The organism is Brevibacterium pigmentatum, from assembly GCF_011617465.1.
Classification (GTDB): domain Bacteria; phylum Actinomycetota; class Actinomycetes; order Actinomycetales; family Brevibacteriaceae; genus Brevibacterium; species Brevibacterium pigmentatum.
The window spans coordinates 291,915-312,523 of sequence record NZ_CP050153.1; the positions used below are offsets into that span (position 1 = coordinate 291,915).

Genomic DNA, 20,609 nt, shown 5'->3' on the forward strand with positions numbered 1-20,609 from the left:
TGAGGCCATGGCACGACCGAAGAATCAGGCGGGACGTCGCGCACAGCTAGTGCAGGCGGCCAAGCAGGCAATTGCGAAACGGGGACTCAACGGGCTGCGAACCATCGACGTGGCCGCGCACTCAGAACTGGGTGCCGGATCGGTAGCGTACTACTATCCCGACCTCGGAGACCTCGTGCGAGAGGTGCATGAGGACGCGGTGTCGCGGTTCTACTGGAGTCGCCGCAAGCAGGGAAACGCAGACGACCAGCCGACGACCAGGCTCGCACAGATCATCCGTAGCGGCATCCCGCGCTCGCGCGACGACGTCGACTTCCAAGTGCTCAATGAGCTGCATACCCATGCATACAGGGATGCATTCCACGCAGAGCTCATGGCGGAGATGTACCGCCTAGAAGTCTCGCTCTATGCCGCCGTCCTCAGCGAGGGCGTCGATGCGGGCAACTTCACGATGACCCTACCCGTGGAGACTGCCGCGAGTAACCTCGTGGCTCTCGAAGACGCATACGGATTGCACTTCATGGGAGGAACACCGCTCAACGCGGATGACATCTTCCGGCTCATCGCCGCCAACGCCGAGGCTCTGACCGGGTGCAGTCTGGTCGAAACGACAATGGCGCGGTGAACCGGCGTCCACCCGAACAGGAGTGGTTGCCGGTTCACCGCGCCGAGAATGGACTTTAATGTCGGTGGGTCTTGCAGAAGCGGGGGTGTTTCACCCCCACTGCATCCAGGTGGTTTTGAAGTCCGAGTAGTTCTCCAAAGCGTGGACCGAAAGGTCACGTCCGAAGCCGGACTGTTTGAATCCCCCGAAGGGTGTGGTGAAGCCTAAGGCGTCGACGGTGTTGACCGAGACGGTTCCGGCGACTAGGCGCGCGGAGACTCGATGTGCCCGAGCCATGCTGCCCGTCCACAGCGCTGCAGCCAGACCGTAGGGCGTCTCGTTGGCCCTCGCGATGGCCTCCTCCTCGGAGTCGAAGGGAGTAACGAGGGCGACGGGTCCGAAGATTTCGTGGCTGTACAGGCGGTGGTCCGCCGGCAGGTTGGTGATGATCGTCGGATCGATGAAGGTGCGGCGGCCGTTGATCGCCGGACGATTGCCGCCCTGGACGATGGTGCCGTCTGCGCGGGCCTCTTCGATGCACTCCCACACTTCGTCGGCGTGCTTCTCGGATACGAGGCAGCCGATCGCGGAGGAAGGATCGAGCGGATCCCCGGGCTGAAAGTTCTCGGCCGCGTCCTCGAGAAGATGGACGAACTCTTCGTACACAGGGCGTTCGACGAAGATCCGCGAGGTGGCCGAACAGACCTCGCCCTGGTTGTAGAAGATGCCGAAGGCCGCCTTCTGGGCCGCGGCGGTCAGGTCATCGGTGTCGGCGAAGATGACGTTCGCGCTTTTGCCTCCGGCTTCGAGGGCCAATCGCTTCATGTTGGACTCCCCGGCGTAGACCTGGAGCTGCTTGGCGACCTCGGTGGACCCGGTGAAGCCGAGCATGTCCACGTCCATGTGCCGGCCAAGCGCGGATCCGACGACCGAGCCCCGACCGGGCACGACGTTGAGGATGCCCGCGGGCAGTCCCGCCTCGGCAGCGATCTCGGCCAGCAGCAGGATCGAATGCGAAGCCTCGACCGGCGGTTTGACGACCAGCGCATTGCCGGCAGCCAGCGCGGGCGCGATCTTCCACGTCGCGATCTCCAGCGGATAGTTCCACGGCACGATAACCCCGATGACGCCCAGTGGTTCGCGGGTGACGAGCGCCGTCGAGCCGGCCGGAGTCACCGGAATCTCGTCGCTGAGCTTCTCGATCGCTTCGCCGTAGAAACGGAACAGAGCAGCTGCACCCGGGGCGTCGATCGTCGAGGACTCACCGATCGGTTTGCCCATGTCGAGCGTGTCGAGAAGGGCGAATTCATCCGACCGCGCTTCGATGAGCTCGGCCAGGCGCAGCAGCACCTCACGCCGATGTGTCGCCGAGGCACGCGACCACTCGCCGGTGTCGAAGGCGGCGCGAGCGCTCGCCACCGCCGCATCGACATCGGAGGCGTCGCCGAGGTGGAGCTGGGAGATCACTTCACCGGTGGCTGGGTTCGTCTTCGGATGGGTCTGTCCTGAACGTGCATCGACACGTCGCCCGTCGATGACGGGCCGTCCGTCGATGGTCAGCGCCGCAGCTGCGGCCTGCCACTCGGCCAGGGTGCTCGGTCGGGTCGGGGTGTCGGTCAGAGTCGCGGTCATGGCAGGTCTCCTTCGAGTGTGGGGCGGAAAGCGAGTGGGTAAGTGACCGCGGTCAGCGGTCGCTTGAGGGTTCGACGGGCGGCGGGGTGGGGTGCACTGCCGGGGCTGCCGCTTCGTCGACCGAATTTGACGCCTCATCGATGTCGTCGGAGTGCAACAGGTTGATGCCGCGGGTCTCCGGCAGCGAGGCGACGGTGACGATGCCGATGACTCCGACGACGGCGAGGAACCAACCGGGGCTCAACGTGCTGCCGGTGGTATCGATGAGCCAGGTGAGGATATACGGGGCGGTGCCGGCGAAGAGTGCGGCTGTGAGGGCATAGGCGATGGACAGCCCCGTCTGCCTCGTCCGGGTCGGGAAGAGCTCGACCACGGTGGCGGCGTGGGTGCCGAGGATGATCGCGAGGATGAAGGCCAGCCCGAAGGTCGACACGAACGACGCCCACGGGTAGTCCGCGCCCATGAGGAGGAACAGCGGCACGGAGAGGACGGTGAGTGCGATCGCCGCGGTCATGAGCACGGGCTTGCGTCCGAAACGGTCGGACGCGATTCCCGCCAAGGGGACGATGACGAGTCCGAGCGCCGAAGCTAAGGTCGACAGCAGCGCCGCCCGCCCGGGTTCGATGCCCACGGCGGTCTCCTGATAGGTGAGCAGGTAGACGAGGACGACGTAGAAGGTGACGTTCATGAACGTCTCCATCCCGCAGGTCTGGAGGAACTGCTTGGGATTGCGTTTGAACACCTCACGCAGGGGCGCCTCGGCGACGGTTTCCATCTTCTGCAGCGCCTCGAATTCCGGGGTGTCCTCGATTTTCCGGCGGATGTAGAGGCCGATGAAGCCCAGAGGCACAGTGATGAGGAACGGGATTCTCCAGCCCCATTCGTTCACCTGGTCGGGAGTGAGTGCCTGGTTGAGGAGGAATACGACGAAGGATGCGAGCAGGAACCCGGCCAGGGAGCCCACCTCGAGCCAGCTGCAGCCGAAGCCGCGCCGCCTCGGCGGTGAGAACTCACCGAGGAAGGCCGCCGCACTGCCGAATTCGCCACCGGCGGCCAGCCCCTGCACGATGCGAGTGACGATGAGGAGGATCGGAGCGAGCATACCGATCGTCGCGTAGGTCGGCAGCAGCCCGAGCGCGAGCGTCGAGAGAGCCATGGCGAGGATGACCAGCGACAGGGTGTGCTTGCGGCCGAGTTTGTCTCCGAGTCGGCCGAAGATGATAGCGCCGATCGGACGGACGAGGAATGAAACCGCGAAGACGGCAAAAGTGGCGAGCAGTCCTGCGGTGCTGTCCTCCTCGGGGAAGAAGATCGATGCGATCGTCGTGGCCATATAAGCGTAGACGGCCCAGTCGAACCAGTGGACGAGGACGCCGATGGAGCCGGCGACTACGCTCTTCTGCAGGCCCTTCTTATAGGCCAGCCCCTCGATGTTCTGCTTGTCACCTGACATGTCCGAATCCTCCTTTGGATACGTGCCCGCCGGCAGTGTGCCGGTGGCTTCGGCTCGATGAACCGACTACAGCTCATTTCATGCGTGCGGCTATTGCCGGACCGCCGATTTGGTGCGGCGGTCACTGACGTCTGCGGCCGTCCAGGCCAGTGCCGTGGCGCCGTCGAGGAGTGTGCGTTCGGCCGTCTCGCCGATGCAGGACTCGGCGAACGCCGCCTGGTGGTTGCTGGCCTCGCCGCCCACACCGATGTAGGGGTGGATAGCGTCGACGATCTGAGAGACATTGCCCATGTCCGTCGAGGCACGGTTCATCGTCGCGGCGACAGGGTCGACATCGAAGGTCCGGCCCAGTGCTTCGGCGTTGAATCGGTAGTACTCAAGTGCTGCCTCATCGGTACGCATTTCCGAGTAGCGGCGGCTCTCCGGGGTGATGGTCAGCTCGGCCCCGGTGGCCAGGGCTCCGGCTTCGAAACAGTTGACGACCTTCTTCTCGACGTCCAGCAGTTCGTCGGTCGTCTCGGCGCGTACGTACCAGCGGCCTTCGGTCTTCTCGGGAATTGCGTTGGGAGCCTCGCCGCCGTTCGTCATCACCCCGTGGACACGCACGGTCTTCGGCAGCTGCTGACGCAGGAGGCCGAGGGCCACCTGTGCGATGAGGAATGCATCATTGGCGTTGATGCCGCGCTCGGGATAAGCGGCCGCATGAGCGGCGCGCCCGGTATATTCGACGTGCCAGTGAGTGACGGCGAAGGGTTCAGCCTCGGCGACGTCGACGGGTGCCGGATGAGCCATGAGCGCGAAGTCGAGTTCGGTGAAGGCCCCGCGGTCGAGCAGTTCGATCTTGCCGCCGCCGCCCTCTTCGGCCGGGGTGCCGATAACTTCGACGGTGATGCCGAGCTCCGCGGCCGCCTCGGCGAGGCCGATCGCCCCGCCGACGCTCATCGCTGCGATGAGGTTGTGGCCGCAGGCGTGACCGAGGCCGGGCAGGGCGTCGTACTCTGCGAGGAAGCCGACGGTGAACTCACCGGTTCCGTACGTGGCGCGGAACGCGGTTTCGAGCCCGAGGTAGGGGCGTTCGACGGTGAAGTCGTGCTCGGCCAGGACCTCGGCGACGGCGGCCGAGGAGCGGAACTCCTGCCAACCGAGCTCGGGTTCGTCGTGGAGGAAATTCGACAGCTCGATGAGCCGTGAGGCAACCTCGGTGATCCGGGCGGCGACTCGATCTTTGACTGCGGTTGCCGCGTCGTTCATCGGTCGTCTCCGGGGACACCGTACGACGGTGAGGCGGCCGGATCGAGGCCGCGAGTGATGTAATCGTCGCGCTGCGGCATCCAGATGTCGAGAAGGCGGCCGAGTTGTCCGATCGGATCCTCGTCGGCCCAATCGACGCGCAGGTCGGTGACCCTCCAGCCGGAGCCGTTGACCACGGACAGGCCGGCGGAGTGGACGGGTCCGGCTTCGCCGCCGGCGGCCATCGCTGCTTCGAAGGCTGCAAATAGTCGTTCTTCGAGACGACCGGTGGCAGACAGCGCGGTCTCGACGAAGGCGTCAAGGACGGTCAGGTCGGCGAGCATGTTGCCTCCGGCCACGGCGTTGGTCTCGGTGCGGGTGCCGAAGATGCCGAGTGCCTGTGCGCCCGAGTGCGCCGCGGTGTTCCCGGCCGCGTCGATGACGAGCAGCTGCCGAAAGTCGATCGCGGTCGGATCGGCAGCAGCGACGACGGCGTCGAGTGCCGACTTCGCGTCTTTGCCAGCGCGCATCTCATCGAGGATGGCCGGACCGAGCCGGGGGTCGGTGATGTTCTGGGAGTTCACCCCGCCGATCCCGTCGGCCAGACTGATGCAGCGTGCGGCGACGGCCGGTGAGGACGAGGAGATGGCAGAGCCGAACTCCCCGGTTTCGGGATCGTGGAGGAGCAGCGAGAAGGTCACTGGGCCACCTCGTTCCGTCCCGCCTCGGCGGAGTTGCTGATGACAGCGGTGGCGTCGATCTCGACGAGCCACTCGGGGCGAGCCAGGGCTTGGACGACGATACCGGTCGAGACGGGGTAGACGCCCTTGAGCCACTTGCCCATGGTCCGGTAGACATCTTCGCGGTAGCGGGGGTCGATGATGTAGACGGTGACTTTGACGATGTCGGCGAGGCTGCTGCCGGCTTCTTCGAGCAGCATTGCGATGTTCGCCATCGCTTTCTCCGTCTGGGCAGTGACATCACCGATGCCGACAGACTCTCTGGTGTCCAGATCCTGACCGATCTGTCCGCGGAGGTAGACGACACCGCCGGCGACGACGGCCTGACAGAGATCGTTGTCGAGGTTCTGCTCCGGATAGGTGTCCTTGGTGTTGAACATCCTCAGTCGTGTGTGCGTCGGCTCTGCCATGGTGCGTCTCCTCGTTGAGTGAAGCGATCGTTGTCTGCCACCCATTCTCGAGACATTCCATTCATCTGTGAAATAGTTATAATTTAGTCAGAGTATCTACAAAACAGATTCTTCGTCACAGGGAGCCGCAATGGTGCAGAGATTCTCGATCACCCTCACCCAGCTGTCGTACTTCGCCGAGTGCGCGAAGACGCTCAATATGACCGAGGCCAGCCAGGAGCTCCACATTGCGCAGTCGGCCGTGTCGACGGCGATCAATCAGCTGGAGAAGGCCCTCGGCGCTCCACTGTTCGTGCGCCAGCACTCGAAGGGCCTCGTGCTGACGTCGGCAGGCGAGAGCCTGCTCCGAGAGACCCGGGAGATCTTCGGACGCATCACCGATGCTGTCGACTCGATCCAGGCCGGCCAGCGGGAGGTGCGCGGGACCATCGTCATCGCCTGCTTCCAGACGATCGCGCCCTTCCTGCTGCCGCAGCTGCTCCAGCGGCTCGGCGAACGGTACCCCGAACTCAGCGTCGAGGTCGTCGAAGGTGATCACGAAGAGAGTATCGACGCCCTGCGCAGCGGGCGGGTCGAACTCGCTCTCAATTACGACCTCACCGAATCCGACGGCATCCGCGCCGAGATCGTCGGCGAGGCCCGTCCGCACGTCATCGTCGGCACCGATCACCGTCTGGCGAGGCGGAAGAAGATCTCGCTCACCGAGCTCGCCGACGACGCCTTTGTTGTCCTAGACCTGCCCGACAGTCGCGAGTACTTTCTCAACATCCTCCGTCTGGCCGGAATCACGCCGCACGTGCGCTACCGCAGCTCGAGCTATGAGACCGTGCGTTCGATGGTCGCTATGGGGCTCGGATACTCAATCCTCAACCAGCGTCCGCGGATCCGACAGACCTACACGGGGGAGCGGACGACGATTCTCGAGATCTCCGACTCCGTCCCGACCCTGCACGTGGCCGTGTCGACTTTGGCTCGCTCCGGGCGGACGGCGAAAGTTGCGGCCGTGACGGAGATCGTCCGCGAGATCCTCGCCGAGGTTGCCCTCGAATAGGGGCGGACGTGCCGTCGCCGGGTTGTTCGTGGGGCCCCGGAACGGCGGGCGTGCCAATACGTCGAATTGATCGATATCTGAGTACTGCATCTATTCAGTCGATGCAGTGGACCGTGAAGAACTATTGGCAATGCCACTCTCACCTGCGGTTTGCTGGATGGCGTCAGGGCAACGTTGAAGTTGTTCCCGCCAGCAATGAAGCACGTGCCGCAGCACCGCGGCACCGACGGAAGGGTGTCCATGTCGAACACAGCCGCAGAAACCACCGAGGTCGTCGTCATCGGCGGCGGCCAGGCCGGAATCGCGATGAGCGAGCATCTCAGCGACCGGGGAGTGGCCCATGTCGTCCTCGAGAAGCACCGGGTTGCCGAGGCCTGGCGAACTCGCCGCTGGGACTCCCTCGTCGCCAACGGTCCGGCTTGGCACGATCGCTTCCCCACGCAGGAATTCGAGGAGACCGATCCTGACGGTTTCGCCACCAAGGCAGAGGTTGCCGATTACTTTCAGAAGCTCGTCGATCGCAAAGACCTGCCGGTGCGTACCGGTGTGACAGTCACTACGGTCGAGGAGAACAGTGGCGGCCGCGGCTGCCGTGTGACCACCGACTCCGGTGTCATCGATGCCGATTACGTGGTGTCGGCAACCGGTCCGTTCCAGACTCCGCGCATTCCCGGACTCATTCCGGATGACGCAGGTTTCACCCAGATGCATTCGAGCTCGTACAAGAACCCTGACCAGCTCGAAGACGGCGGAGTCCTCGTGGTCGGAGCCGGGTCCTCGGGCGTACAGATCGCCGCAGAGATTCAGAACTCGGGCCGGCCGGTTCATCTTGCCGTCGGTCCCCACGATCGCCCTCCTCGGTCCTACCGCGGCCGCGATTTCTGCTGGTGGCTGGGAGTCCTCGGACTGTGGGATCTCGTGACTCCGCCTGCCGGGGCGGAACATGTCACGATTGCTGTCAGCGGTGCCGGTGGCGGACATACCGTCGACTTCCGGGACCTGGCCGATTCCGGAATCACGCTCCTCGGGCGCGCCAATGGGTATTCAGATGGAAAGCTTGTTCTGGGGACGGATCTGCAGAAGAACATCGCCAATGGTGACGAGAACTATCTCTCCCTGCTCAACGCTGCCGACGAGTACATTGAACGCAATGGCCTTGAACTGCCTCCCGAACCAGAGGCACATGTGCTCGGACCCGACCCGGAATGTGTCAAGAATCCGATCCTCGAACTCGATCTCGCCGAGGCAGGCATTCGTACGGTGATCTGGGCGACCGGGTTCGGAGTCGACTATTCGTGGCTCAAGGTTGATGACGTGCTGGACGAGTCCGGGTACCCGGTTCATGCACGCGGAGTCTCTCCGGTCCCCGGTGTGTACTTCCTCGGACTGCCGTGGCTGTCGCGGCGTGGATCAAGCTTCATCTGGGGAGTTTGGCATGATGCGAAATACATTGCCGATCAGATCGACATCCAGCGGATGTACCGCGACTATGCGCCGGCACAGTCCGGGCTCGCAGCAGCCGCAATCTGATTGAGTCAACAGCGGACGGGCGGCGGACATTTCGAACCCAATGATGGGCGAAACGACCTGTGGCCGAACTAGCAGCACCAACAATTCCGCCGCCCGTCCGCTGTCTCCGAAGTCACCTACTGACCGAGTAGAAAATATGAGATTCTGAAACCACTATGACTGAGTCGAACGTCTCCGCAGATCCCAACACCGCCTCTCTTCCCCTCAACTCGCCGACCGCGACGAACCAGATCCCCACGAACCAGAACCTCCCCACGCGCACCGAGACCGATTCGATCGGCAGCCTCGAGATCCCCGATACCGCGTATTGGGGTGTGCACACTGCTCGGGCGAACGAGAACTTCCCCATCGCCCGCCGTCCCGTCTCCGTCTACCCCGACTTCGTCCGTGCCTTCGCTTGCGTCAAACAGGCGGCAGCCCGCGCCAACGCGGAGATCGGTGCGCTCGATGAGCAGCGTGCGAACCTCATCGACGCTGCCTGCGAAGAGATCAAAGGCGGCAAACTCCACGACCAGTTCGCTGTCGGCGTCATCCAGGGCGGAGCCGGCACCTCGACGAACATGAACGCCAACGAGGTCATCACCAACCGCGCCCTCGAGATCGCCGGTCGTTCCAAGGGCGACTACGCGTTCATCCACCCCAACGACCACACGAACCACAGCCAGTCGACGAACGACACCTACCCGACGGCGATCAAGATCGCGCTGGCGTTCTCACTGCAGAACCTCCTCGGCGAACTCACGCTCCTTGCCGATGCCTTTGCCGCGAAGGGCCGCGAGTTCTCCCATATCGTCAAGGTGGGGCGCACCCAGCTGCAGGATGCCGTTCCGATGACGCTCGGTCAGGAGTTCAACGCCTTCGCCACGACGCTGCGCGAAGACGTCCAGCGCCTCGAAGAGGCGGTTGCCCTCCTCGGTGAGGTGAACATGGGCGCGACCGCGATCGGCACCTCGATCAACGCCCCGGTCGGGTACAAGGAAGCCGTCATCAAGCACCTGCGCCAGATCACCGGGCTCGAGCTCGTCACCGCCGGCGACCTCGTCGAATCCACCTCGGATACCGGCGTCTTCATCACCTTCTCCGGTGCGCTCAAGCGCAGCGCGCTGAAGATGTCGAAGATCGCCAACGACCTGCGTCTACTGTCATCGGGGCCGCAGGCCGGCATCGGTGAGATCAACCTGCCCGCCCGCCAGGCCGGATCGTCGATCATGCCCGGCAAGGTCAACCCCGTCATCCCCGAGGCGGTGTCCCAGGTCGCGTACTCCGTGGCCGGCGCCGACGTCACCGTGTCCATGGCCGTCGAAGGCGGACAGCTGCAGCTCAACGCCTTCGAACCGATCATCGCCCACTCGCTGTTCCAGTCGATCACCTGGCTCGAACGCGCGGCCCAGACTTTCCGCATCAACTGCGTCAACGGCATCACCGCCAACGAGGCGCACATCGAGGACACCGTCGACCGCTCGGTCACCGTCATCACCGCGTTGGCCCCGGTCATCGGCTATGTCGCCGCAGCAAAACTGGCGAAGGAAGCACTGGCGAAGAACGAATCCATTGCCGATCTCGTCGTCGAGCACGGACTGCTCGAGCGGGATGAACTTGGCGAAATCCTTCGCCCCGAACGGCTGACCGGTATGCCCGCCGATGATTCCGTGGACAACACTGCCACCAGCGCCGAGGCGGTTCCCCGGGATGAGGTGACCACCGAGCTTCCGATCATCCCCGATCCGGAAGGGTGACAAGCGGCAAGCGGCTGTGCCAGGTGCCTTAGAGGGGTTCCCGGCACAGCCCATAATTGTTTGTTGTCTCAAGGTGTCCCGTGGCGAAAGACCTCAAGAATTTCATCGACCCCGGCCCCCGCGAGTCCGAGAGAGTCGACGGTACGGCCTGTCTCCTTGAAGTCGACTCCACACAACACGCTGCTGATGGCGATGAATCCGTCGGTGAGCGGCATTTTCACACCCACCTCGTTCCCAATCGAGCTCCAGACGACCAACCCGAAGGGGATGTCTTCGGTGAAGTAACGGTGGGTGAGCGAATCCGGCTCTGGGAACGCCTGCCGACCATAGCCTTGGACGACGCGGTCGACGAACGATCCTTCAGTTACTCCATACGCGTCGGCGAGGAACTGCCAGAATCCGGTCGTGTCCGTGTGCAGAGTCGAGGACAGCGACAATCTCTCTTGATCGAGAGCCTCGATGGCCTCGGCGATCCGTGGAGTCACCAGAGTGTGTTGGGGCAGACGGTCGGCGTCCTCAACCGTCTTGAAATTGAGCACTGCCGGCGGAACGTGATAGATCGGGTTCGAATTGCTCAGCCCTACGGCAAGACTGTCAGCTGCCGCGACATAGTGCTTACCGAAGAAGGGAGTCAAGCGGTCGACCACTTCCTGCGTCCGGCTGTTGGGTAGGCTCGAAACCCGTATCGAGTCCTTGATGGCGCCGACGTACACCCGGGCTGGTTCCTTAAGTCGGCATGTGTATAGGCTCGTCGCGCTTTCCGCGATCAGACTGGGTCGACGCTTCTCCAGAGCGAACTGTCGGCATAGTTCGACACCGCTGCCGAGCACCGTGGGTTGGAAGACGACGAGCTGCTCCGGAGTGAGAACCTGTGCGAGGGATGCCGAAAGCCCCGGATGAGCGAAGGCGGGCGCCGCCACCACGATGACTTCGGCTCTGGCCACGGCGGCCTCGATGTCGGTGGTGAGCAACGCCGGCATTGCTCTGCCTTCAACATCTCCGAATAGCTCAATACCTCCTCGGTCGCGGATCGGATCGAACTCTCGGTCCCATACGGAGTACATTCGAACCGAATGTCCTTCCAATGTCATGTGTCCGGCAATTGTTTGTCCGACGTTGCCTGCACCGATGACGGCTATCGTTCCCATTATTTGTTCCTTTCGTTGTTACAGCAGTTGTTCGGTCGGCGCCGCAAGCGATGAAATCAACGCACAGGTACACCTGGTCCGAGCGGAATCCCGATGAGATACCAGAGGACGAAGAACGTCGTCCATACGATGAGCACCGCGACGGCCAGCGGAAGGGTGAACGACAACATCGTTCCGACACCGGCCCCTTTGCGGAAATGCTGGACATATCCGAGGGCGAGAACGAAGTAGCCATTGAGCGGCGTGAGGCAGTTGGTCACTGAGTCGCCGATCATGAACGCGACCATTGCCGATTCGGGACGCATGCCGATGTACATGACCAGCGGGACGAGGACGGGTGCGAGAATCGACCACATCGCTGAACCGCTGGTGATGAGCATGTTGAGTATGCAGATGGCGACAACGATGAGCAGCAGCAGCACGAGGTGCGGGGCACTGAGCTGCTTGAATAGCTCAGCACCATTGACGCTGATGACCGACCCGATATTGGTCCACTCGAAGTAGGCGAGGAACTGCGCGACGACGAAGAACAGTACGAGCACCGGTGCCAGTGTTCGGATGCCCTCGGCCATCGCAGGCGGCACATCGCCTAGGGTGGGAATCGACTTCGTGATCCGGCCATAGACGATTCCGAGCAGACCGAACACGACGGCGATGAAGATCGCGATGTTCTTGAGGACGGGGGACTGGACGATGCTGCCGCCCTCACCGCGGAACGGTGAGCCGGGCATGAGCATGAGTGCGATGCCGACTGCCGCGATTACGAAGACGACGGCTGACAAGATGAGTCCTCGACGCTCCTCTGCACACAGGGTCACCGAGCCGCCCGCCTGCATTGTCGGATCGGTGTTGAACAGCTTGTCGGAGACAGCGAAGTCGGCATCCAAGCGATTCGGAGAGAATTCCGGGCGGCGGGCGAGCAACTTGTCGACGACGACGGCGATCGTGATCGAGAGGATCACCGATGAGGCCGCCGTGAAGAAGTAGGTCGCGAAAGGCGTGACGACGTAGTTCTCGTCGACGATGTGCGAGGCGGCCATCGATAGGGACGCGCGGATCGCATCAGAAGGTGTGACGAGCGGGCTGGCGTTGAAGCCGACAGCAGTGGCCGCATAGGCGACCATGAGGCCTAGCAGCGGGCTGCGGCCTGCAGCTCTGAACGCCAGTGCGCCGAGCGGGATCATCACGAGGTAGGCGGAATCCGACATCACATGTGCGATCATCGAAGCGAAGGCGATCGAGAAAGTCAGCCACGCTTTCGGCAGACGTCCGACCGTGACTCGGAGCAGCGCGGTGAGCATTCCGCTGCGCTCGGCGATGCTCACGCCGAGTAGGACGACGACGATCATCGCCAGCGGCGGGAACGTCGCATAGTTCGTCAGAGCGTTCTCGACGGCGAAGAGGGCGCCGTCGATAGAGAACAGGTTCTTGACCCGCGCTGTCGATCCGTCGGCCGGCAGGACTACGGAGACTCCGAGTCCAGACATGATCGCACTTGTGATTCCTAGCAGTATGCAGAGGAAGGCGAAGAGCCAGAACGGGTGAGGTAGTCGGTTTCCCGCGCGTTCGATCGCACTGAGTGCTCGGTAGAAGCGGTTGTCAGGGTTGATTCCCGGATCAGCGTCGACGGTTCGGGGTGTCATGAAGGCCCTCCTGCGGGTCGTGGACTCGTGGCACGTCGTTGTGGTGAGGTCCTCGTCGAGGACTGGCAGCCAAGTTGTTTAATCCAACTTACGTACATGAAATATATAACAGGAATGCTAGAATTCGAAAGCAGATGAAGTCAACCCGCAGCGAACACTCGGGTTGAGACTCGAGAGCGGAAGTGGGTGTTCGATGGCTTCGAAGGAGTCAATGGCCGATCGGGCCTATGCCCGGTTGAAGAGGGATATCATCGAAGCACGGCTGCGCCCGGGGACGGTTCTGTCGGATTCGGCCCTCGCTGAACAGTACGAGATGAGTCGTACGCCGGTGCGAGAGGCGATCAACAACCTCCGCCGAGAAGGGCTCGTCGTCGTACTTCCGAAGCGGGGAACCTTCGTCAAACCACTTGACTTCGGCGAAATCCACGATCTCTACACTCTGCGGACCCTTGTCGAGCCCGAGGCGGCGGTGCTCGCCTCTCAGAGAAGCACAGAGGGGGAGCTCACCGAGCTCGAGGAGCTCAGCGCACTGAGCACGGACCCTGACGTCGAGAAGCTCGTGCTCAATGAGCGCAACAGCAGGCTCCATGTGCGCATTGCCGAACTTTCCGGCATCTCCCTGCTGGCGACGACGGTGCGGGCGATCCATGAAGAGATCGAACGCTGTCTCAACCTCCGCCGAGAACTCGGTCGTCCCTACAAGGCGGTCAACCACGGCCGTCTGGTCGACGCGATCATGACTCGTGATGAGGTCGTCATCCGCAGCACTGCGCTGAGCGGGATCGAGCGGGCGCGCGACCATATGATGAGTGTGCTCACACGGCACTCAGGAGTCGCCGGAGAGGGCGACTCGTAGTTCTCCCGGAGTTGGCTGTAGTTCTTCACCGGTGGGGCCACACGCCGAACGACCAGATAAGCGCAGGGAAGACTGCAAACAAGGCGATGTCCCATCGAGCGACGCGCGGCACGACGGCTTACTCGCCCTCCCACTCCACCGGGGTCTTCGTGAGGAAACCTTCGACGGCGTTCGCGAAATCCTGGCTGCCGTAGACCTTTGAGACGACATCCGCATCGTCGACGGGTCCGCCGGCGGCCAGGCGACGGAGGTTCTCCTTGATCGCCCATTGCGTCAGCGGAGCCCCGGACACGACCCGTTCGATGAGAGCTTCGGCCTCGGCGTCGAGATCCTCGGCGACTGATGTGAGGAACCCCGAGGCCAGCGCCTCCTGCGCGTCGACCTTCCGCGCGGTGATGAGCATCGACGCCGTCCGCGGTTCCCCGAACGCCCGGACCAAGCGGCGCAGGGTGTTTGCCGAGAGAGTGTTGCCCAAGGTGCGCGCGATGGGGACGGAGAACGCCGAGGCGGCCGATCCGATCCGCACATCCGCGCAGCACGCGATGCCCAGACCTCCGCCCACGCAGTGTCCGTCGATGACGGCGATGACCGGTTTGTCGACCGCGGCCAGGGCGCCGAGCACCTCGTCGATGCGCTGCTCGTACGCGACCCCGTCCTCACCGGTGAACCCGCGGAACTGCGCGATGTCCGTGCCGGCGACGAAGGCTCGGCCTCCGGCTCCGCGAAGGACGAGGGCACGCAGATTTGGATCCGCGTCGACCTGGGCGGCCGCCTCGGCGAGCTTCTGATACATCTCGAACGTCATCGCATTGCGGGCCTCGGGACGGTTGAACGTCACGCGCAGACTGCGCCCGACCACCTCGGTGATCACTTGATCGCTCATGACCGGGCCTCCTCGGTGACTGTGCCGACTCCGGCATCGGTAGTGCCCGGTCCGGACCCGTCCGACTCGGCAGCGCCTGCGAACTCCGCGAGCACCCGGTCGGTGTCCGCGCCGAGCGACGGTCCGGCCGGACCGTGGGTCAACTGCGAACGTGAGAAGCGCATCGGGTTGCCCAGCTGAGTGACCTCGCCGAGGCGGGGGTGCTGAGACGACCAGAAGAAGTTCCGTTCCTCAAGGTGAGCGTCGGTGAAGACCTGCTCGTAGTCGTTGATCGGGGCGGCCGGGACACCGACACGATTCATCTCCTCGACCACCTCGGCGATGGTGCGCCTGCGCAGCCGATCCTCGATGACGGCGATGAGAGCCTCTCGGTTGGCGAACCGCAGCGCGGGCTCGGCGAATTTCGGTTGGTGCTCGAGATCGGCGAGGTCGAAGGCCGAGCAGAACCGCGTCCAGGTGGCCGGGGTGTTCGCGCCGATGGTGACGAAGCCGTCGCCGACCTCGATCGCCTGATACGGCGCCTGCGCCTGATGGGCCGAACCGTTCGGCCGACTCACCGTCCCGGCGCCGAAGTACCCGCCGGCCTCCCACACCGCCAAGGACACGGCCGATTCGAAGAGCGAGACGTCGAGGTACTGGCCCTGCCCGGACTCTCGACGCTCATAGAGGGCGGAGACGATGCCGAGCGCGACGTAGAGGGCGGTCGAGAGATCGGAGATCGGCACCCCGACCTTCGCCGGCGGCAGATCGGGAAACCCGGTGATGCTCATCAGCCCCGACCGGGCCTGCGCCATGATGTCGAGGCCGGCCAAGGGCGCCAGCGGCCCGTCCTGTCCCCAGCCCGAGGCGGAGGCGTAGATGAGATCGGGATGATCCTCACGCAGATCGTCGTATCCGAAGCCCATCTTTGTCAGCGCCCCGGGACGCATGTTCTCCACGAGGACGTCCGCCTCGGCGAGCAGGGAGTGCAGGCCGGCTCTTCCTGCGTCGGATTTGAGGTCGAGGACGATCGACTCCTTGTTGCGGTTGAGCCGGATGAACGGGCTCGATTCGCCGTCGACGAATGGCCCCGAAGCGCGCATCGGATCGCCGCCCGGCGGTTCGATCTTGATGACGCGGGCGCCCATATCGGCCAGCTGCATCGTCGCGTACGGCCCGGCGATGAACACGCCGAGCTCGAGCACCGTCACCCCCGATAGCGGTCCTGGTGCTGAGTCCTCACTCATTGCGTCCTCTCTGACTGCATTCTCACTGATCGGTCGGATCGTCGGGGTCGGTTCTAAGTGCCGAATGGTTCAGGCATCGGCGGGTTCGCCTGTCGGCGCCTTCACGCATCGGCGGCTTCGGGCAGGCGGGAGGCGCGGGCTGAATGCCCGGGCCTCGATGCCTCGCCGGTGAGCAGCTGCGGCAGCGTCATTCCATTCACGTTCGCGAGGTCCGCCGCCTGGGTACGACAAGAGAATCCGTCTGCCAGATAGATGGAATCCGCCGGCGCATCCCGCAGTGCCGGCAGCAGGGCGTTCTCTGCCACTGCCACCGAGGTGTCGTAATGGCCGGCCTCCATCCCGAAGTTCCCGGCCAGCCCGCAGCAGCCGGCGAGTTCGCGCACCGTCGCACCTGTCCGCTCGAGGAGCGCCCGGTCCGCGGCGAAACCCATGACCGAATGCTGATGGCAGTGCGGTTGGACGACGACGGTGCGTCCCGTGAGATCGGGGACGTCGAGCTCCGCGTCGACAAGGACCTCGGCCAGCGTCGAGGTGGCCGCCGCGATCCGCCTGGCCCGTTCGTCGTCGGGGAAGAGATCGCCGAGGTCGCTGCGCAGCACCGCGGTGCAGCTCGGTTCGATGCCGACGACCGGGATGCCCTTCCGGGCGTAGGGATCGAGGATCTCCATCGTCGACTCGAGTTTCCGCTTCGCCGCGTCGAGCTGGCCCGTGGAGATGAGCGTGAGCCCGCAGCAGGCTTGCTGATCCGGCAAGAGGATCTCGAAACCGGCCGCTTCCAGCAAGTCGACGGCCGTCCTGGCCCCGGCATCGGAGAGGTATTCGGTGAACGAATCCGCCCACAGCAGGACCTGTTTCTTGCTCGCCTGGGAGGTGCTCACGTATTCGTCGGCGACGAGGGCGTCACGGTTCGCATCTGAGGCATCGCGCGCCTCGGCGGAGGAGACGCGGGACTTCGCCCAGCGGGAGAACCGGCGATCATTGAACCGGACCATCTTCCGGCGTGGGTCCATTCCGCCGCCGGTCAGGACGAGTTTGGCCAGGGGACGGAACCCCAGCGCCGCGTTCGCCAAAGCACTGACCCCGGGCACCGCCGTGAGCAGGCGGCCCCAGGTGGGCAGCCAGCCGAGCGAATAGTGCGCGAGGGGACGGAGCTTCCCACGGTAGGTGCGGTGGAGCACCTCTGACTTGTACTGGGCCATATCGACCCCGGCCGGGCAGTCGGACGAACAGGCCTTGCAGCTCAGGCACAGGTCGAGGGACTCGGTCACCTCGGCGCTGTCGAATGCGTTGATCAGGCCTCCGTTGGTCACCTCTTGGAGGACCCGGGCGCGACCGCGGGTGGAGTCCTTCTCATCTTTCGTCGCCAGATACGACGGGCACATGAACCCGCCGGACCCGGAGGTGTCGGCACGGCATTTGCCGACGCCCACGCAGCGGTGGACGGCGTTCGTGAAGCTGCCTTTGTCGTGCGCGAAAGCGAAGCCGCCGGCCGTGCCGATCGGGATCGACTGCGGCCTGCGCAGGTCGGCGGTGATCGGCAGCGGGTCGACGATGATGCCCGGGTTGAGCAGGTTGTTCGGGTCGAAGAGCCGTTTGACCTCGCCGAGGGCGGCGATCGCTTCATCCGAGTGCTGAAGGCTGAGGAGTTCGGACCGCGCTCGCCCGTCGCCGTGCTCGCCGGAGGCAGAGCCGCCGTATTTCGTGACGAGTCGTCCGGCCTCCATGACGAAGTCGTGGAAGACGTCGATGCCATCGGGGCGGTCGAAGGGGAAGTCCGTGCGCATGTGCACGCAGCCGTCCCCGAAGTGGCCGTAGGGCAGACCGCGGATTCCATAGGAGGCCATCAGCTCGTCCTGGTCTCGCAGGTAGTCGCCGAGCACCTCGGGCGGGACCGCGGCGTCCTCCCATCCGGTCCAGGCGGGGTCGCCGTCTTCGGTGCGTCCGGCCAGTCCGCCGGCGTCGGCGCGGATGCCCCACAGGGTGCTCGCTTCTTTTCCGGCGGGCAGGATGCGGAAGTGGTCGGTGCCGGCATCGGCGGCGATGATCTGGGCGTTCGCGACGGCTTCGTCCGCGGTGGCGCCGGCGACTTCGATGAGCAGCCAGCCCTTGCCCGCCGGCAGTTCGGGGACGGCGTCCTTGCCCTTGTGGTTGCGGACCATGTCCATGAGCCGTGAATCGATGCCTTCGACGGCGAGCGGGCCGTGGGGCAGCACCCGGGGGACGGCATCGGCGGCTTCGAACATGTCCGGGTAGCCGAGGACGAGCACCGTGGGTGACTTCGGAAGGTCGCCGAGGTTGACGACCGCCTCGGTGATCGTCGTCAGTGTGCCTTCGCTGCCGACGAGGAATTTCGCGAGGTTCGGGCCGTTCTCCGGGAGCAGATGCTCCATCGCATAGGCCGAGGCTTGGCGGCTGAACCGGCCGAATTCGGTGCGGATGACTCCGAGATGACGGCCGGCCACCTCGGCGAGTCCGGGAATGGGATCGAGTCCGGATCCGGCGAGGAAGGACCGGCCGGTGCCGTCGATGGCCGTCATCTCGACGATGTTGTCGACGGTGCGGCCGGCCGAAATCGCGTGCGGTCCGCAGGAGTTGTTGCCGATCATGCCCGCGATCGTCGCCCGATTCTTCGTCGAGGGATCGGGGCCGAAGGTCAGCCCGTGCGGTTTGCCGGCTTTCTGCAGCTCGCTCATCAGCACCCCCGGTTCGACTCGGGCGGTCTTTGTCGCCGGGTCGATGTCGAGGATGCGGTTGAGGTGGCGGGAGAAGTCGATGACGATCCCGGTCCCGATCGAATTGCCGGCCTGCGAGGTGCCGCCGCCGCGGGAGGTGATGGGCACCCGGTGCGACCGGGCCACGTCGAGGATCGAAACGACGTCAGACCTGGTCTTTGGGAAGGCCACGACCTGCGGCACCACCCTGTAGTTCGACGCATCGACGGCGTATTCGGCCAACCGGCGAGCCGAGGTGTCGACGGTGCCTTCGATGCCGCGGGTGAGATCGGTGACGACGTCGGTGATGTCGGTGTTCGTCTCAGCGCTCATGCCGAGCTCAGCTCTCGCGGAGGATGTCGAGGGCTGCTCCGAGGCCGGCTGAGTCGATCTTCACTCCCGCCAGCTGCAGTCCCATCTGGACGCCGGCCAGTGTGCCCGCAAGGGTGAGATCATTGAGATCGCCGAGGTGGCCGATCCGGAAGACCGTCCCCTGCAGTTTGGATAGGCCCGCCCCCAGAGACATATCGAAGCGGTCGAGGATGAGCTTTCGCAGCTCATCGGCGTCGTGTCCGTCGGGCATGACGACGGCGGTGAGCACGGGGGAGTGTTCGCTCTCGTTCGTGCACAGCACTTCGAGGCCCCAGGCCTCGACTGCGGCACGTGTCGCTTCGCCGAAGCGGATGTGGCGGGCGAAGACGTTGTCCAGGCCTTCCTCATTCAGCAGCCGCAGTGATTCCTTGAGTCCGAACAGGATGTTCGTGTTCGGGGTGTAGGGAGTCATCCCGTTCCTGCCGGCGGCGAGCATCTCCGTCCAGTTCCAGACGGATTTCGGAAGGGACGAGGACTTGTGGGCTTCAAGGGCCTTGTCGCTCACGGCATTGAAGGACAGTCCCGGTGGGAGCATGAGGCCCTTCTGTGAGCCCGAGACCGTGACATCGACGCGCCATTCGTCGTGCCGGTAGTCGACGGAGCCGAGTGAGGAGATCGTATCGACCATGAACAGAGCCGGGTGGTCTGCGGCGTCGATGGCCGCGCGGATCTCGGAAATGCGGCTCGTGACCCCGGTCGAGGTCTCGTTGTGGACGACGCAGATAGCTTTGAAGCGGTGGTCGGTGTCAGCGGCGAGGGCTTCGCCGATCTTCTGGGGATCGGCGCCGGTGCGCCAGTCGCCCGCAATGACCGTGGGTTTGAGTCCCCATTTCTCAGCCATCGTCTTCCACAATGAGGAGAAATGCCCGGTTTCATAGCAGAGGATCTCGTCGCCGGGGTTGAGCGTGTTGACCAGCGCAGCCTCCCACGCCCCGGTTCCCGTGGCCGGGTAGATGACGACCTGATTGGAGGTGCCGAAGATCTCGGCCATGCCTTCGAGTACATGGCTGAAGAGTTCTTTGAAGGCAGGCCCTCTATGGTCGATTGTGGGCATCGAGATCGCCCGAAGAACAGTATCGGGAACGTTGCTGGGTCCCGGGATCTGTAGGAAATGCCGTCCGCTGATTGTCATTGAAGAATCCTCTCTGATTCCACGATGCGGTACATTATTTTCATTTGACGCTACCACAATGAATTCGAGAGAAAAATGCCCTTTCCAGGATTCGGAACGGAGATTTGCGGCATTCTGCTCGCCGGTCGAGTTGAGCCTTTTCTGCCCGGTTCGGATTGCGGTATTCCATTTTCTCTGAGTCTTTGACGTGGAGTTCTGTACTTTCCTGTGGCGAAAGGCTTACTTTGAAAACCGCGGGTTGGTATACATGCT

At 63.9% G+C, this 20,609-nt stretch carries 16 protein-coding genes; 5 read left to right on the top strand and 11 right to left on the bottom strand.

Annotated elements, in window-relative coordinates:
* Positions 1 to 7: 7 nt before the first annotated feature.
* Complete coding sequence (locus GUY30_RS01305) at positions 8 to 625, top strand: TetR/AcrR family transcriptional regulator (protein ID WP_167193445.1); 618 nt, start codon at positions 8 to 10, stop codon at positions 623 to 625.
* A 90-nt stretch (positions 626 to 715) separates the two neighbouring features.
* Here GUY30_RS01305 and GUY30_RS01310 read toward each other — a convergent pair whose 3' ends face one another.
* The 5 genes from GUY30_RS01310 to GUY30_RS01330 all read right to left on the bottom strand — a co-directional run bounded on the left by GUY30_RS01310 (position 716) and on the right by GUY30_RS01330 (position 6,069).
* On the bottom strand, positions 716 to 2,236 hold the full coding sequence (locus tag GUY30_RS01310; protein WP_167193448.1) for an aldehyde dehydrogenase family protein: 1,521 nt from the start codon (positions 2,234 to 2,236) through the stop codon (positions 716 to 718).
* A 52-nt stretch (positions 2,237 to 2,288) separates the two neighbouring features.
* On the bottom strand, positions 2,289 to 3,689 hold the full coding sequence (locus tag GUY30_RS01315; RefSeq protein ID WP_167193450.1) for an MFS transporter: 1,401 nt from the start codon (positions 3,687 to 3,689) through the stop codon (positions 2,289 to 2,291).
* Between the two features lie 90 nt (positions 3,690 to 3,779).
* Positions 3,780 to 4,940: a M20 family metallopeptidase gene (locus GUY30_RS01320; RefSeq protein ID WP_167193451.1), complete on the bottom strand. Its 1,161-nt coding sequence runs from the start codon at positions 4,938 to 4,940 to the stop codon at positions 3,780 to 3,782.
* The gene (locus tag GUY30_RS01325) at positions 4,937 to 5,620 is read right to left on the bottom strand and encodes a DUF1028 domain-containing protein (protein ID WP_167193453.1); all 684 of its coding nucleotides are present in this window, start codon (positions 5,618 to 5,620) and stop codon (positions 4,937 to 4,939) included. The genes GUY30_RS01320 and GUY30_RS01325 overlap by 4 nt, the downstream gene beginning before the upstream one ends.
* Positions 5,617 to 6,069, bottom strand: coding sequence for a RidA family protein (locus GUY30_RS01330; RefSeq protein WP_167193456.1), 453 nt, complete (start codon positions 6,067 to 6,069; stop codon positions 5,617 to 5,619). The genes GUY30_RS01325 and GUY30_RS01330 overlap by 4 nt, the downstream gene beginning before the upstream one ends.
* A gap of 130 nt (positions 6,070 to 6,199) precedes the next feature.
* Between GUY30_RS01330 and GUY30_RS01335 the strand changes: the two genes are divergently transcribed.
* The 3 genes from GUY30_RS01335 (at position 6,200) to GUY30_RS01345 (ending at position 10,386) form a co-directional block, all read left to right on the top strand.
* Positions 6,200 to 7,120 carry a LysR substrate-binding domain-containing protein gene (locus GUY30_RS01335; RefSeq protein ID WP_167193458.1) on the top strand — a complete coding sequence of 307 codons (921 nt, stop codon included), beginning with the start codon at positions 6,200 to 6,202 and terminating at the stop codon, positions 7,118 to 7,120.
* Between the two features lie 240 nt (positions 7,121 to 7,360).
* Positions 7,361 to 8,650: a flavin-containing monooxygenase gene (locus GUY30_RS01340; protein WP_167193460.1), complete on the top strand. Its 1,290-nt coding sequence runs from the start codon at positions 7,361 to 7,363 to the stop codon at positions 8,648 to 8,650.
* A gap of 155 nt (positions 8,651 to 8,805) precedes the next feature.
* Positions 8,806 to 10,386 carry an aspartate ammonia-lyase gene (locus GUY30_RS01345; RefSeq protein ID WP_167193462.1) on the top strand — a complete coding sequence of 527 codons (1,581 nt, stop codon included), beginning with the start codon at positions 8,806 to 8,808 and terminating at the stop codon, positions 10,384 to 10,386.
* 68 nt (positions 10,387 to 10,454) lie between these two features.
* Here the strand turns inward: GUY30_RS01345 and GUY30_RS01350 are convergent, their stop codons facing one another.
* Both GUY30_RS01350 and GUY30_RS01355 read right to left on the bottom strand, forming a co-directional pair.
* Positions 10,455 to 11,534 (bottom strand): NAD/NADP-dependent octopine/nopaline dehydrogenase family protein, encoded by a 1,080-nt coding sequence (locus GUY30_RS01350; RefSeq protein WP_167193463.1) that lies wholly within the window; start codon positions 11,532 to 11,534, stop codon positions 10,455 to 10,457.
* Positions 11,535 to 11,590: 56 nt separating this feature from the next.
* A complete protein-coding gene (locus GUY30_RS01355) occupies positions 11,591 to 13,177 on the bottom strand; it encodes an AbgT family transporter (RefSeq protein WP_167193466.1) in 1,587 nt (528 codons plus the stop codon).
* A gap of 211 nt (positions 13,178 to 13,388) precedes the next feature.
* On the opposite strand from GUY30_RS01355, the gene GUY30_RS01360 reads away from it, so the two are divergent.
* Positions 13,389 to 14,033, top strand: a complete 645-nt coding sequence (locus GUY30_RS01360; RefSeq protein WP_167193467.1) for a GntR family transcriptional regulator — start codon at positions 13,389 to 13,391, stop codon at positions 14,031 to 14,033.
* 118 nt (positions 14,034 to 14,151) lie between these two features.
* Here GUY30_RS01360 and GUY30_RS01365 read toward each other — a convergent pair whose 3' ends face one another.
* From GUY30_RS01365 to GUY30_RS01380, 4 genes are all read right to left on the bottom strand, one after another.
* Positions 14,152 to 14,916 (bottom strand): enoyl-CoA hydratase, encoded by a 765-nt coding sequence (locus GUY30_RS01365; protein WP_167193469.1) that lies wholly within the window; start codon positions 14,914 to 14,916, stop codon positions 14,152 to 14,154.
* Positions 14,913 to 16,142 (bottom strand): CaiB/BaiF CoA transferase family protein, encoded by a 1,230-nt coding sequence (locus tag GUY30_RS01370; RefSeq protein ID WP_167193472.1) that lies wholly within the window; start codon positions 16,140 to 16,142, stop codon positions 14,913 to 14,915. The genes GUY30_RS01365 and GUY30_RS01370 overlap by 4 nt, the downstream gene beginning before the upstream one ends.
* Before the next feature lie 101 nt (positions 16,143 to 16,243).
* Positions 16,244 to 19,186 (bottom strand): FAD-binding and (Fe-S)-binding domain-containing protein, encoded by a 2,943-nt coding sequence (locus tag GUY30_RS01375; protein ID WP_167193474.1) that lies wholly within the window; start codon positions 19,184 to 19,186, stop codon positions 16,244 to 16,246.
* A gap of 7 nt (positions 19,187 to 19,193) precedes the next feature.
* A complete protein-coding gene (locus GUY30_RS01380; protein ID WP_167193476.1) occupies positions 19,194 to 20,357 on the bottom strand; it encodes a pyridoxal-phosphate-dependent aminotransferase family protein in 1,164 nt (387 codons plus the stop codon).
* Between the last annotated feature and the right edge of the window lie 252 nt (positions 20,358 to 20,609).

What these genes read in the sequence shown, in the direction of transcription:
- GUY30_RS01360 (WP_167193467.1), top strand. Translation starts at nt 13,389, where the DNA reads ATGGCCGATCGGGCCTATGCCCGGTTGAAGAGGGATATCATCGAAGCA.
- GUY30_RS01380 (WP_167193476.1), bottom strand. Translation starts at nt 20,357, where the DNA reads ATGACAATCAGCGGACGGCATTTCCTACAGATCCCGGGACCCAGCAAC.
- GUY30_RS01340 (WP_167193460.1), top strand. Translation starts at nt 7,361, where the DNA reads ATGTCGAACACAGCCGCAGAAACCACCGAGGTCGTCGTCATCGGCGGC.
- GUY30_RS01370 (WP_167193472.1), bottom strand. Translation starts at nt 16,142, where the DNA reads ATGAGTGAGGACTCAGCACCAGGACCGCTATCGGGGGTGACGGTGCTC.
- GUY30_RS01375 (WP_167193474.1), bottom strand. Translation starts at nt 19,186, where the DNA reads ATGAGCGCTGAGACGAACACCGACATCACCGACGTCGTCACCGATCTC.
- GUY30_RS01310 (WP_167193448.1), bottom strand. Translation starts at nt 2,236, where the DNA reads ATGACCGCGACTCTGACCGACACCCCGACCCGACCGAGCACCCTGGCC.
- GUY30_RS01330 (WP_167193456.1), bottom strand. Translation starts at nt 6,069, where the DNA reads ATGGCAGAGCCGACGCACACACGACTGAGGATGTTCAACACCAAGGAC.
- GUY30_RS01350 (WP_167193463.1), bottom strand. Translation starts at nt 11,534, where the DNA reads ATGGGAACGATAGCCGTCATCGGTGCAGGCAACGTCGGACAAACAATT.
- GUY30_RS01320 (WP_167193451.1), bottom strand. Translation starts at nt 4,940, where the DNA reads ATGAACGACGCGGCAACCGCAGTCAAAGATCGAGTCGCCGCCCGGATC.
- GUY30_RS01345 (WP_167193462.1), top strand. Translation starts at nt 8,806, where the DNA reads ATGACTGAGTCGAACGTCTCCGCAGATCCCAACACCGCCTCTCTTCCC.
- GUY30_RS01315 (WP_167193450.1), bottom strand. Translation starts at nt 3,689, where the DNA reads ATGTCAGGTGACAAGCAGAACATCGAGGGGCTGGCCTATAAGAAGGGC.
- GUY30_RS01355 (WP_167193466.1), bottom strand. Translation starts at nt 13,177, where the DNA reads ATGACACCCCGAACCGTCGACGCTGATCCGGGAATCAACCCTGACAAC.
- GUY30_RS01305 (WP_167193445.1), top strand. Translation starts at nt 8, where the DNA reads ATGGCACGACCGAAGAATCAGGCGGGACGTCGCGCACAGCTAGTGCAG.
- GUY30_RS01335 (WP_167193458.1), top strand. Translation starts at nt 6,200, where the DNA reads ATGGTGCAGAGATTCTCGATCACCCTCACCCAGCTGTCGTACTTCGCC.
- GUY30_RS01365 (WP_167193469.1), bottom strand. Translation starts at nt 14,916, where the DNA reads ATGAGCGATCAAGTGATCACCGAGGTGGTCGGGCGCAGTCTGCGCGTG.